Source organism: Pseudochrobactrum kiredjianiae, from assembly GCF_030362795.1.
GTDB lineage: Bacteria > Pseudomonadota > Alphaproteobacteria > Rhizobiales > Rhizobiaceae > Pseudochrobactrum > Pseudochrobactrum kiredjianiae.
In genome coordinates, this window is record NZ_JAUCBM010000007.1 from 15,415 (window position 1) to 28,321 (window position 12,907).

General features: G+C 51.3%; 11 protein-coding genes. 6 read left to right on the forward strand and 5 right to left on the reverse strand.

Annotated elements, in window-relative coordinates; translation table 11 throughout:
• The first annotated feature begins 55 nt into the window (after positions 1-55).
• The 5 genes from QUF18_RS13900 to QUF18_RS13920 all read left to right on the forward strand — a co-directional run bounded on the left by QUF18_RS13900 (position 56) and on the right by QUF18_RS13920 (position 5,581).
• Positions 56-979: an ABC transporter permease gene (locus tag QUF18_RS13900; RefSeq protein ID WP_289387838.1), complete on the forward strand. Its 924-nt coding sequence runs from the start codon at positions 56-58 to the stop codon at positions 977-979.
• 3 nt (positions 980-982) lie between these two features.
• Positions 983-1,840 carry an ABC transporter permease gene (locus QUF18_RS13905; protein WP_289387839.1) on the forward strand — a complete coding sequence of 286 codons (858 nt, stop codon included), beginning with the start codon at positions 983-985 and terminating at the stop codon, positions 1,838-1,840.
• Positions 1,837-3,582, forward strand: coding sequence for a M14 family metallopeptidase (locus tag QUF18_RS13910; RefSeq protein WP_289387840.1), 1,746 nt, complete (start codon positions 1,837-1,839; stop codon positions 3,580-3,582). The genes QUF18_RS13905 and QUF18_RS13910 overlap by 4 nt, the downstream gene beginning before the upstream one ends.
• A gap of 419 nt (positions 3,583-4,001) precedes the next feature.
• The gene (gene fmdA, locus QUF18_RS13915; RefSeq protein WP_289387841.1) at positions 4,002-5,237 is read left to right on the forward strand and encodes a formamidase; all 1,236 of its coding nucleotides are present in this window, start codon (positions 4,002-4,004) and stop codon (positions 5,235-5,237) included.
• An 8-nt stretch (positions 5,238-5,245) separates the two neighbouring features.
• Complete coding sequence (locus tag QUF18_RS13920; protein ID WP_289387842.1) at positions 5,246-5,581, forward strand: FmdB family zinc ribbon protein; 336 nt, start codon at positions 5,246-5,248, stop codon at positions 5,579-5,581.
• A 77-nt stretch (positions 5,582-5,658) separates the two neighbouring features.
• Here QUF18_RS13920 and QUF18_RS13925 read toward each other — a convergent pair whose 3' ends face one another.
• The 4 genes from QUF18_RS13925 to QUF18_RS13940 all read right to left on the reverse strand — a co-directional run bounded on the left by QUF18_RS13925 (position 5,659) and on the right by QUF18_RS13940 (position 9,515).
• Positions 5,659-6,102, reverse strand: a complete 444-nt coding sequence (locus tag QUF18_RS13925) for an Lrp/AsnC family transcriptional regulator (protein ID WP_289387843.1) — start codon at positions 6,100-6,102, stop codon at positions 5,659-5,661.
• A gap of 30 nt (positions 6,103-6,132) precedes the next feature.
• The gene (locus tag QUF18_RS13930) at positions 6,133-7,449 is read right to left on the reverse strand and encodes an NAD(P)/FAD-dependent oxidoreductase (RefSeq protein WP_289387844.1); all 1,317 of its coding nucleotides are present in this window, start codon (positions 7,447-7,449) and stop codon (positions 6,133-6,135) included.
• A 161-nt stretch (positions 7,450-7,610) separates the two neighbouring features.
• The gene (locus QUF18_RS13935; RefSeq protein WP_289387845.1) at positions 7,611-8,438 is read right to left on the reverse strand and encodes a transporter substrate-binding domain-containing protein; all 828 of its coding nucleotides are present in this window, start codon (positions 8,436-8,438) and stop codon (positions 7,611-7,613) included.
• Positions 8,439-8,549: 111 nt separating this feature from the next.
• A complete protein-coding gene (locus QUF18_RS13940; protein ID WP_289387846.1) occupies positions 8,550-9,515 on the reverse strand; it encodes an amino acid ABC transporter permease in 966 nt (321 codons plus the stop codon).
• Positions 9,516-10,302: 787 nt separating this feature from the next.
• On the opposite strand from QUF18_RS13940, the gene QUF18_RS13945 reads away from it, so the two are divergent.
• Complete coding sequence (locus QUF18_RS13945) at positions 10,303-11,229, forward strand: DMT family transporter (RefSeq protein WP_289387847.1); 927 nt, start codon at positions 10,303-10,305, stop codon at positions 11,227-11,229.
• A gap of 97 nt (positions 11,230-11,326) precedes the next feature.
• Here the strand turns inward: QUF18_RS13945 and QUF18_RS13950 are convergent, their stop codons facing one another.
• On the reverse strand, positions 11,327-12,901 hold the full coding sequence (locus tag QUF18_RS13950) for a DHA2 family efflux MFS transporter permease subunit (protein WP_289387848.1): 1,575 nt from the start codon (positions 12,899-12,901) through the stop codon (positions 11,327-11,329).
• Positions 12,902-12,907 lie beyond the last annotated feature (6 nt).

Consider the following 12,907-nt stretch of genomic DNA (forward strand, 5'->3'; position numbering starts at 1 on the left):
GAGCGAAGCTCTGGGTCGGCGCGGTATTTCCTTGATCTTATAAAGGATAAGAATTTTGGCCGGGTTTCTGATCAAACGAATTTTACAGGCGATCTTTGTCGTCATTGTCGTGACTTTGACCGTCGCTTTCGCAATCCGTATGACCGGTGATCCGGCACTGATGCTGACACAGGGTGCGGGCAGTGTGACTGAAGCCGATCTGGAGCGCATCCGTGAAGGTTTGGGCTTAAATCAGCCTTTCCTTGTGCAATATATGAACTTCATCAAAGGCTTGTTCACGCTGGATTTCGGACGCAGCTTTCTTGGCGGCACACCGGTTTCCCTGCTGATTAAAGATGCCCTGCCCGCAACTTTGCTGCTGGCTTTTGCATCCATGGCCGTATCCATCATTATCTCAATCCCGCTCGGCATTAAAGCCGCGGTATCGTGTGGCAAATGGGCGGATCAGCTGATCCGTATCCTGTCGCTTGTCGGCCTGTCCTTCCCGAATTTCTGGCTGGCAACTATGCTGGTGCTGCTTTTCGCCGTTGGTCTGCAGTGGCTGCCGCCAAGTGGCATGGACGGATTTGCAAGCTTCATTATGCCTGCGGTAACGATGGGGATTATCCTCACTGCCACCAATGTGCGTCTGGTGCGTACTTCCATGCTCGAGACCCTGCAATCGCAGTATATTATGGTCGCTCGTGCTAAAGGCTTGAGTGAAAACAAAGTGCTGTACAAACATGCACTGCGTAATTGCGCTATTCCGCTGATTACCTATTTCGGCCTGCAATTCGGCGGTCTGCTCGGTGGCATTGTGGTCGTTGAACGGGTGTTCAACTGGCCTGGCATGGGCACTCTGGCTTTCGATGCCGTTTCCGGTCGTGATTATCCGGTTCTTCAGGCAAGTATCACCGTGCTGTCGCTTATGATTATCGGTGTCAATCTTCTGGTCGATATTGCCTATGGCCTTGTCGATCCACGCATCCGGACGGAGTAGAAAATGGCCGCGAAAACTTCCTCTTCCCTGCTGTTCTCCCGCCTGCTCAGCCTTGAATTTATTCTCGGTGTCGGCCTGACAGCCATTATCTGTCTGGCTGTGCTGTTCTCCGGCCTGCTGTTTCCTGATGGCGGAGAAAAGATTGATCTGATGGCGCGCCTCACGCCGCCATTCACTAATATGTCCCATATTTTCGGCACCGATCCGCTCGGCCGTGATGTGCTGGCACGCGTTGTCACCGGTGGTAAAATCTCGCTGCTAGTCGGTTTCGTATCCGTTGCAGGTGCTGTGGTATTCGGTGTCCTCATGGGGCTGATTGCCGGTTACTATCGCGGTTTCTGGGATATGGTGGTGATGCGCTTTGCTGACGTGCAGTTGGCGCTGCCTTTCATCTTGCTGGCGATTACCTTTATTGCCATTGTCGGCGGCGGCCTGATGAACACCATCATCCTGCTGATCGTTTCTCAATGGGTGCAATATGCACGTCTGGTGCGCGGCTCGGTATTGGCGCTGCGAGAGCGTGAGTTCATTCTCTCCGCCCGTGCTATCGGCGTAAGAGACTGGCGCATTATCTTCCAGCATCTGCTGCCGAACCTGCTCGGACCGGTGATTGTGCTGATGACGCTGAATGTTGCCAATAATATTCTGCTGGAATCCAGCCTGACCTTCTTAGGCCTTGGTGTTGATCCGACGATTCCGAGCTGGGGTGGTATGCTGGCCGATGGCCGTACTTATCTGCAAACTGCATGGTGGGTCAGTGTTTTCCCAGGTCTGGCAATTTTGCTGACAGTTCTTGGTCTCAATCTTCTGGGCGACTGGCTGCGTGACAGCCTTGATCCGACAGGGAGAACCTCACGATGAGCACGATTTTTGAGAAAAGCTTTGCGCGTAGCCTCGATACATTGATTACCCGTTTCTCCGATGCGTCGATGAAAGGCGCAACGGTAGAAGCTTGGCTGTTCGACGATCTGCCAAGCCGGCAGGCGGCCGAAGCAAAATTGCAGGCACTTGGTATTACAGCCAAACTGCATAGTGCCTATAAGCCGCTGGTGCATTTCTTTCTTGAAGATGTGGATTACAGCAATCTCAAGCAGATTAGCATCGCCTATCCGGCACATGAAACTTGCGCAGCTAATCGCTTTTTGCTCGAAACCTACCCGCTGACTAAACTGACCGGTGCTGCGGAAGTCGCGTTCAAGTCATCGGGAAAACAAGATTTCACCTATCAGGTAACACTGACAGACAATAACGGCACTGTCACACAGCACGAGGTTTTCGCACCAAACCGCACCCATGAGGATGCGATTGGTGAAACGCTGTTGTCCCCGACCGGCTGGCTGAAAGTCACCCATCAGGACAAAACCACATCCGAACGCTTTGAAACAGATTTTGAGCAACTGTTCCATGCCGGCATTGCCGCTGTGGCCAATCATGCATGGGGTGATACAGAGCCTTATTTTGAAGCGCTGAATATTGCTGTATCCCTTCCCGTCAAAGACCAGAAGCTAACTCACGCAGAAGAAGTGCTCAGCCTGACAGAAGCTCTGCATGAAGATTTCTATTTCTCACTGCTGGAAGTGTTTCAAAAGAAATCCGGTCGTCCGCTTGGCGACCGTGGCTTGCAACCGGGACAGATCGTACCGGAAATCACCTATGCCGATGCAGCGCCTTCAATCCGCATCACCAGCCGTGCTTTGTCCACACAGGATAGCACCGGTGAAAACCAACTGCTTGCCACAGCACAGGCACCGCTATTTGCAGCGCAGATTGCACAGGAACTGGAACTTATCGGCGGTGAAGCATTCAACGCCCAATCCCGTTCCGGTCGCAGCGTTCTTGGCCGCTTTATCAAAGGCACAGATGAGCCGATGATTATCAGCGGTGGCCAGCATGCCAATGAAACCACCGGCGTGGTCGGTGCTTTGCGTGCAGCCCACGAGCTGAAATCCCGTAAAGGTGCGCATTTCACCATTTCCCCGCAGGAGAATCCTGACGGTTATGAGCTGCATCGTCGTCTCTGCGCTGACAATCCGTATCATATGCACCATGCAGCGCGTTACACCGCTATGGGTGATGATCTCGAATATCGTAGCGGCGAGAAACTTTGGGAAAAAGCTATTCGTACACAGGCTGAAGCGCTGACCGGCGCCAAACTGCATGTGAATCTGCACGGCTATCCGTCCCATGAATGGACACGCCCGCTCTCCGGCTATGTGCCGCGCGGCTTTGGCATGTGGACATTGCCGAAAGGCTTCTTCCTCATAGTTCGCCACCATACCGACTGGGCGCAGCAATCCGAAGAACTAGTTGACCATGTCACTCGTCATCTCTCGGCCATTGATGGTCTGGTGGATTACAACAATGCGCAGATCGCTTTGTTTGAAAAACATGCAGGCGAAACCGGCTTCCGCATCATCAACGGCTTCCCTTGTCTGATCGGCGTTGATGACCGCCATACCGTGCCGCTGACATTGATTACCGAATATCCGGATGAGACAATTTACGGCGATGATTTTATCCGCGGACATACCGCGCAGATGGAAACAGTGCTCTCGGCCTATGAGGCACTGCAAAAATTATCCGTAAAATGGCACATTGCCTGAATAAAAATCCCGCCCTTTGAACAAAAGCGGCGGGATTTTTTTATCGGAGAGCCTATACCCAAAAGCGACAGGTTGCGGCGAAAATGGTGATTTCGAGAACCGGAGCGGAGCGTACCTTGTGGTACGTGAGCACTGGAAGCGCAGATATCGCCATTTGCAGACCAACATGGCGTTTTTAGAGCGGGTGTTTAGACCAACAGGTAAAAATGTCTCATCCCAAGCTGCTTTACATAAGTTTGCTGACAAAATAGGCTTTCCCTGCATCTGATATTTCAGCATAGGCTTTGAGTTCACTATCAGAATTAATCCATAGAAGTATATTACAATCCGGCCTTTTGCTTTCCTTATCAGGCGCACATCAATAATCGCATTTCCGGCCATCAACGGCACGGGAACAGCGTGTGTAAAGAGGAGAGACCATGCCTGAAACCCTGATTTCCGTTGATCTTTCACAGTCAGCATATGACAATGAGAACCTGCATAATCGCTGGCATCCGGATATTCCGATCAATGTCTGGGTCGAGCCCGGTGATGACTTTCTTGTCGAAACTGTCGACTGGACCGGTGGTGCTATCAAGAACAATGATTCCGCTGAAGATATCCGCGATGTTGATCTGACAACTGTGCATTTTCTCTCCGGCCCGATCGGCGTTAAGGGCGCCAAGCCCGGTGATCTTCTCGTGGTGGATATTCTTGATGCGGGCACGCTCAAAGGTCATGAATGGGGCTTTAACGGCTTTTTCTCCAAGACCAATGGCGGCGGCTTCCTCACCGATCATTTCCCGAGCGCCCAGAAATCCATCTGGCATTATGAGGGCATGTTCACCCGCTCCCGCCATATTCCGGGCGTCAGCTTTGCCGGTATGATCCATCCGGGTCTGATCGGGACGCTACCGGATCGCAAAATGCTGGAAATGTGGAACACCCGTGAACTTGGCCTGATTGCAACAGAACCAAACCGTGTGCCGCCACTGGCCAATCCGCCGCATGCCCGCACTGCACATCTTGGTTCGATCAAAAAGGGTGAGACCTTCGACAAGATCGCAGCGGACGGCGCGCGCACGGTTCCGCCACGCGAACATGGCGGCAACTGCGATATTAAAGACCTGTCCCGTGGTTCAAAAATCTATTTCCCTGTTTATGTGGACGGTGCCGGTCTCTCGATGGGTGACCTTCATTTCAGTCAGGGCGACGGCGAAATCACCTTCTGCGGTGCAATTGAAATGGCTGGCGGCTGGCTGCATATCAAAGTTGATATCATCAAAGACGGTATGGCCAAATACGGCATCCGCAATCCGGTCTTTAAACCATCGCCAATGGTGCCGAATTATAAAGACTATCTGATCTTCCAGGGTATTTCTGTCGATGAACAGGGTCACCAGCATTATCTGGATGCCAATGTCGCTTATCGTCAGGCTTGTCTCAATGCCATCGAATATATGAAGAAATTCGGCTATTCCGGTGCGCAGGCCTATTCGATTTTAGGGTCTGCTCCGGTACAGGGACACTTCTCTGGCGTGGTGGATATTCCGAACTCCTGTGCAACTCTGTGGCTGCCAACCGAAATCTTCGATTTCGATATCAGCCCGTCGGCAGCAGGGCCGCAGAAATTCCTCGACGGCTCCATTGATATGCCGATTGCTTATGATCTTTGAGGTGAAACATGCCGGTTTATGAATATGCCTGCGAAGAATGCGGGCCATTCACAGCACTGCGTCCGATGTCGGAATATGATCAGCCATGCGCCTGCCCGGATTGTGAAACGTCCGCCAAGCGTGTGATGCTGACAGCGCCACATCTTGCATCCATGAATGCAAACAAACGCAATGCGATGACAATCAATGAACGCAGCTCTCATGAGCCGATCAGTTCAAAATCATTAGGACACGGGCCGAATTGTGGCTGCTGTGGATCAAAGGCGAAAAAATCCAAGGCAAAAGTCTCAGCAAACGGCGCAAAGAGCTTTCCTTCCGCCCGCCCGTGGATGATTAGTCACTAAATTTGCGAATAAAAAAGGAGCGGTCTTTCAATTGAAAGGCCGCTCTTCCCCGCCTTTTTACGCTCCCGCCAATGCTTTTATAAACTAGCACCGCGATTAAATTTGGTTTCCATCACAATATTCGATGTGGTGCGGACAATGCCCATCAGCTCATTGATCTTGTTGATCTCGGCATTGAGCTTTTCCAGCGTATCCGTACAGATATGAATAATCAGATCCCAGTCACCGGAAATAGAATGGACGGCCTGCACTGCGGTCAGGGTTTTCAGCTGTTTGATTACGTCCGGAAAATTCTTATTATTCAGTGCTGCAAAAGTGAAACACTGAATTGGTGAGCGGTTGACATTTGCCCCCAAACGCACCGCATATCCGTCAATAATCCCGTTGGTTTCCAGCCGCTGAATACGCTCCTGCAAGGCCGTGCGGGACACGCCAAGCTGACGCGCCAGCGACGCCACAGATTCACGGGCGTTTTTCTGCATCAACGCCAGTAACTGTTTATCCTTATCGGTCATTTGCATGGCTATAATCCCGTATCATAAATGCTCATCTCAACGATGCGCGCCTTTATAACGGCCTTCCTGAAAGTAATCCATCAGTCGCAGATAAGAGTAGACAGTTTCAGCCGCAATCGGGCCCAAAATCCCGCCATTCCATGTCAGACCATAAGGCTCAAACAAGCGAATACGATCACTGTCTCCGCTAATCGCTTCTGCCACCACACGACCACCAATCGCAGTGGTATTCATGCCATGCCCGCCGAAGGAGCTGCATGTCCAGAGGCCATCTTCAACTTTAGCAATATGCGGCATCTTATGGCGGGAATATCCCATCAGGCCTGACCATGCCTTTTCGATTTTCACATCTTTCAGACCAGCAAAAACATCGCACATATCTTTGCGCAACGTCGCTGCCAAACGTGTCTCATCCTGCTCGTTCTTAGTCGTAATCCGCCCGCCCCAAAGGATGCGATCCCCTTCAACAACACGGTAATAATCGGATGAGCGGCGATCATCGCCAACCGCATCTGTTGTGCGGATGAAGTCCTGCAACCGCGACCCAAGTTTTTCAGTCAGCACGACATAGGTAGCAATCGGCAAAAATGCACGGCGCAACTTACCAAATTGCGCCCCGCCATAGCCACCACAGCAAAGCACCACATCATCACATTTGACCGAGCCGCGTGCGGTTTTCACCGTGTAGCGCCCTGTTGCACCAGCCTGCATATTGCGGGTGAAAGACTGCATCGCGCTATTTTCAAAAATCCGGCCACCCTTAGCGCGGATCAGATCAGCAAGACCCAGCGCATAATTCAGCGGATGAAAATGAAAGCCGGTGCTATCCCGCAGTGCCTGTTTATAGATCGGCGTGTTCAGTTTCTGACGGATCGCTACCGTGTCCAGATATTCATATTCATAATTAAAGTGCTGAGCCATACGGTCACGATAGCGCTGCATCTGCTCTGCTGCCTCGTAACGCACAACACTCAGCTTGCCTTTGACAATATTGCAATCCGGCAGATTGTTCTGCTCAATATTCTCACGAACAATGTCCACACCTTCAACCGACATGGCGAACAGCTGTTTGGCATCTGCAAAACCGCTGCGTTTTTCAATCGCGCCAAGACCTTCAGACCAACCATTCAGACAAAAGCCGCCATTGCGCCCCGATGCGCCCCAGCTCACTTTGTTTTCTTCAATCACGATCACGGATTTATTGCGCTTCAGCAATTCCCATGCGGTTGTCAGACCGGCAAGTCCGCCACCGATAATACAAACATCGGCTTGCGTGTCACTTTGCAGGCTTTCATAGGCAGAGGAGGAAGCGACCCGTGTGGCGCTGTAATAGGTAGCCGGATATGAACTCATAATTATACTGCTTCTTACAGAAAATTGTGCGGCACAGACGATACGGGGCGCATTTCACTCTGCACATTTCCGTGCATGGAAATCAGTCCGGTGGCACTCTGAATTAATGCCGGTTCCTGCAATCAAAAATGATCCGGAAACCGGCAGCATAGATGTGGTGGTTATTTCAGCTTGGTGTAATCCACGCCGTACCACTTCACTGACAGTTCAGACATTGTGCCGTCTGCTTTCAGCTCTTCAAAGATTTCTTTGACCTTCGCTGTAAATTCAGGATCACCCTTATCAACGGCAACTGCCAGCGGCTCGAAGAAAGCCGGTTCATCTGTCAGCGCACGGATCGGATAACCGCGCTTCACCGCATTTTCGACAGTCGGCATCGCTGAGACAGTAGCATCAAGACGCGTACCGTCACCAAGACGCAGATCATCAAGCGGACCAACGCTGTCGCCATAGGTTTTAATATCACCAGGCTTCACGTCATATTTGAATTCAGGTACGCCAACCGCGTCGATCTTCAAGGTACCGTTGATGTAATCTTCAGTGGTTGTACCACCTTCAACACCAATCACTTTACCGTTCAGATCAGCACGTTTCTGAGCCTTGGAATCCTTATGCACGGTGAAAACATAAGGCGTGTAATAATAAACGGTCGGGAAATCGAGAATACGGGCACGACCTGTTGTCGGAGTCATCGAGCCCACAGAAATATCCCAGCGGCCACTCCAACGACCAGCGGTGATGATGCCCCATTCCGGTGTTACAAAACGGGCTGTTGCACCAAGACGCTTGGCAACTTCGCTCGCAACATCAATATCAAAGCCAACCAGCTTGTCGTCTTTCATGTAAGACTGCGGCGGCCAGTTGGCAGCAGTTGCAACCACCAGTTCTTTTTTGCTGGTCACGCGATCCAGTGTTTCACCGGCAAATGCCGGCAGACTTACGCTCAGTGCCAGTGCGGCAACAACAGCGGATAAAATTGCATTTTTCATGTGGCTTCCTCCCCAAAGCATGGCAGCATGCAAATGACCTCATTTGAATAACCGCACCATGCGAAAAATATTCAGATCGTGGCGGCCAGTATGACTGACCGCCCGTATTCATCAGCGTTCCTGACGCTTCATGCGTTTTTCCAGCACAGCCTGACAACGTTCAAGAATGATCGACAAAACCCAATAGAGCATCGCAGCCGTAATCAGCATTTCCAGATGGCGGAACTCTTCGCGACCCTGCGTCCGGGCGAGAAACATCAGCTCCCAAACACCGATTACCGAGACAAGAGATGAGTCTTTCAGCATCGCAATGAACTGGTTTCCGGTCGGCGGAATAATCAGTTTCATCGCCTGCGGCATGATCACTTTGCGCATTGTGGTGAAAGGTTGCAGGCCGAGCGCACGGGCGGCTTCCCACTGACCACGCGGAATGGACATGATCCCCCCGCGGAAAATCTCGGTCATATAAGCGCCGTAGCACAGCGACAGGGCAAGAACACCGGCAGGCACAGCATCAATCACATAGCCAAGCTGTGGCATACCGAGATAAATCAGGTAAATCTGGATCAGCAACGGCACACCGCGGAAAAACGATGTGTAAAACGAAGCAATTGCTACCACGAAACCATTTTGGGACAGTTTGGCAATCGCACCGATAATCGCCAGCACAAAAGCAATCGCAATGGAAATTGCGGAGATATAAACGGTGGTGAATACGCCTTGCGTGATCAGAAACGGCAATTTCGACAAGATGAAGGTGTAAGACAGATCAAAACTGTAGAAGAAATACAGCGCTCCGACGAGTAAGGCCAGCCAGACAACAATCGTCTGCGCCTGCATCGGCAGCTTACCGACAAGGTTGATAATCAGTGTCAAAACCAGCGAAGTGACGGCTGCCACCGCAATTACTCCGCCCGTAGTTTGCAATAAACCAGCCAGTCCGGTCGCAGCCGTTTCTGCACTGCCAGCCTGAGCCCAATTATTCCAAACCATAAAGATGAAGGTAACGAGGGCGAATACACCCAAAAACCACGGCTGCTGCGTGATCTTGTTCTTTTGAACGTTATCGTAATACATGCTGATCTGCTCCCTGCCTCTATGTCTCTTGCAAAAAAGCGCAGGCTTCTACCCGAACAATTGCCGGAAATGACACAAAAAGCAGACACAATCACCCAAATAACAGTCACTATGCGATTCAAAGCAGCGAAATTGACTGTGTAAGCGCTTTATTGTTCCTGCAAAAAGTGAATTCGCAGGGGCAATAAAGCTGAAACACTGCTCATCAACCGGCAATTTCACATCATTGATTTTCGGATACGCCTTAAGATTAAACATCGTTTTCAGGACACAGCGTTGCCGGATATGCGACTTGATTTATATACAACCGCAACATAAATTCAGCTCATGCCGTGATACTCGGGACTATTCCAAGTATCAGGCATACTAATTTTAATCGTTCTCAGGGCGGGGTGTAATTCCCCACCGGCGGTAACAGGCGAAGCCTGAAGCCCGCGAGCGCTTAATTGGGATGAGAAGCAGGCACTGAACATATAGTGCCGACACATATTCTGGTTATAGCGGCTTGCAAATGGTGTTTTTTGAGAACCGGAGCGGAGTGTACTTTTAGTACATGAGCACCGGAAGTAGAGAAAAACGACATTTGCAAGCCGCTAGAGCCTGAATATCCCAATTAAGGTCAGCAGATTCGGTGTGATTCCGAAGCCGACGGTCATAGTCCGGATGAGAGAGAGCGGGGCTGAAATGGCATCATGCACGGTGATTTTTATCGCCGTTATTATGCAGTTTTCTTCCCGTACCATTTCCCAATCCCTGGGGTAACGGCTTACGAGACAGGAAGAAAACGTTGAGCCCAATTGCCTCTGTTCAGACTTTAAAACCTACAGTCCGTGGTGCAGCACTGATGCTGGCAGCCTGCGCCGCTTATGCAGGCGTTAATGTTGCCACCCAATGGGCAGGCACCCGCACCGGCCTTCCGTCGGTTATCATCGCCTTCTGGCAATATGTCATCGCCCTTGTGCTGACTTTGCCGCTGCTGATCCGCGAAGGCACACGAGCGCTGCGTACCAATCATCTTGGCCTGCATATTATCCGTGTTGGTCTGGCTGCCGCCGGTGTGCAGGTATGGATTTTCGCCCTCACCCATGTGCCGATCTGGCAGGTGATTGCGCTTTCCATGACCTCGCCGTTTTTCGTCATTTTGTGCGCGCGCCTGTTCCTGCATGAAGCAGTGACGCAAACACGCCTGCTCACCACCTTAGTCGGCTTTATCGGCGCATTGATTATCATTGCGCCATGGTCAGACACCTATACGGTCTACTCATTACTGCCAATTCTGGCTGCTGCATTGTGGGCTGGCTACTCGGTGATGACCAAATATCTGACCCGCTTTGAAACAACAGCCAGTATTTCGGTTTATATGCTGATCCTGCTCACCCCTATTAACGGTGCGCTCTGGGCTGCATCAGGTATTGGTTTTCCGGAAATCGCAGCACCATCCATGGAAATCTGGACAATTCTGCTGACAATTGGTGTGCTGACCGCTATGGCACAATATTTCCAGATCGCCGCATATTCAGCAGCAGATGCTGTCTATCTGCAGCCTTTTGATGATCTGAAACTGCCGCTGAATGTTATTCTCGGCTGGATCGTCTTTGCCGCGACACCAAGCATCAATTTCTGGCCCGGTGCTCTGCTGATTGTCGGTGCATCGCTCTATCTGATGCGTCAGGACAGCGGCCGATCGACGACACGCCTACAGGCTGCAGAATAGAACTAAACAAAACGGCGGGAAATCCCGCCGTTTTTTATTTGCTTATTTTCCGAGTATCTTATCCGAAAACCGCTACACACTTTTCGGGATACGCGCTCTAATGCCCTGCTGCTTCTTTGGGCACATCACCGGGCTTTTTCATCATTGTCGAGAAAACCGCAAGTGCAACAAACAGTGCCGTCAGGATCAGAAACACATCGATAAATGACATCAATGTTGCCTGCTGACGCACCATGCCTGAGAGCTTAACCAGTGCAATATTGGCACCATCCATACCGGCTGCATTATATTTGGCAGTCAGATTGGCCAGCATCTCCTGGGCTTCATGGTTGCCCCAGTTCAGATGCTCGGACAATTGCGCATAATGCAGATCACCACGACGCATCAGCATCGTATTAATCACCGCCAGACCAATCGCACCGCCAAGGTTACGCATCAGGTTAAACAGACCAGAAGCGTTTTTAATATGGGATGGATGCAAAGTGCCCAGCGCCAGATTGTTGATCGGCACCATACACAGCATCATCGAGCAGCCACGCAGAATTTGCGGCAATAGCAGCTCGTAGAAATCCCAGTCCGTTGTCAGCCCCGTCATCACATAGGTACCGGCGGCAAATCCGATAAAACCGATCATCATCATCAGACGCGGATCCATCCGCGTAGAGAGAAAACCTGCCAGCGGTGCGGTCATAAACATCGCCAGACCACTGACGAACAGTGCCTCACCGATCATCAGCGCATCATAGCCACGGATACTGCCGAGATAGAGCGGATAGAGATAAGTCAGCCCGTAAAGCCCGACACCCATGATAAATGAGAAGCTGGAGCCGAGCGCAAAGTTCATATTTCTGAAAGCCGAGAGATCGACAATCGGTTCTTCCGCCGTAAACGCCCTGTAGAAAAACGTCACAGCACCGGCAACCAGCACAAATGTCATGATGACAATATGGCTGTCCTCGAACCAGTCATTGCTCGGCCCCTCTTCCAGCACATATTCCAGCGAGCCGAGGAATGCTGCCATACCGGCCAGTCCCCACCAGTCAAATTTAGCCAGCAGGGATTTATCGCCCTTGTCAAAGTCGATCAGGTTCCATGCAGCAATTGCCACCATAATCCCTGGCACCACATTGACCAGAAACAGCCAGTGCCATGAGAATGTGTGAGACAGATAACCACCGATTGTCGGCCCCACAGTCGGAGCCAGTGTTGCCACCAGACCAACGATCGGTGAAACAATCGAGCGCTTGGACGGCGGAAAAATTGTAAAGGCCGCCGCAAACACACTCGGGATCATACCGCCGCCGATAAAGCCCTGAATGGCGCGGTAGACAATCATCTGCTCGATATTGGTAGCAGTCGCACATAAAATACTGGCCAGCGTAAAACCGGCGGCAGAAATCGTGAACAACACGCGCGTAGAAAGCAGACGCCCGAGAAAGCCGGAAAGCGGAATCATCACCACTTCGGCAATCAGATAGGAGGTCTGCACCCATGAAATTTCATCGGAGCTGGCCCCCAGCCCCGCCTGAATTTCAGCAAGGGATGCCGACACAATCTGAATATCCAGAATGGCCATAAACATCCCGAACACCATTGCCAGAAAGGCAATGGCTTTGCGCGGATCAATTTTTTCTTCAGCAGGATTGCCCTGCATTGTTGTTGAGGCAGCCATCGCTGT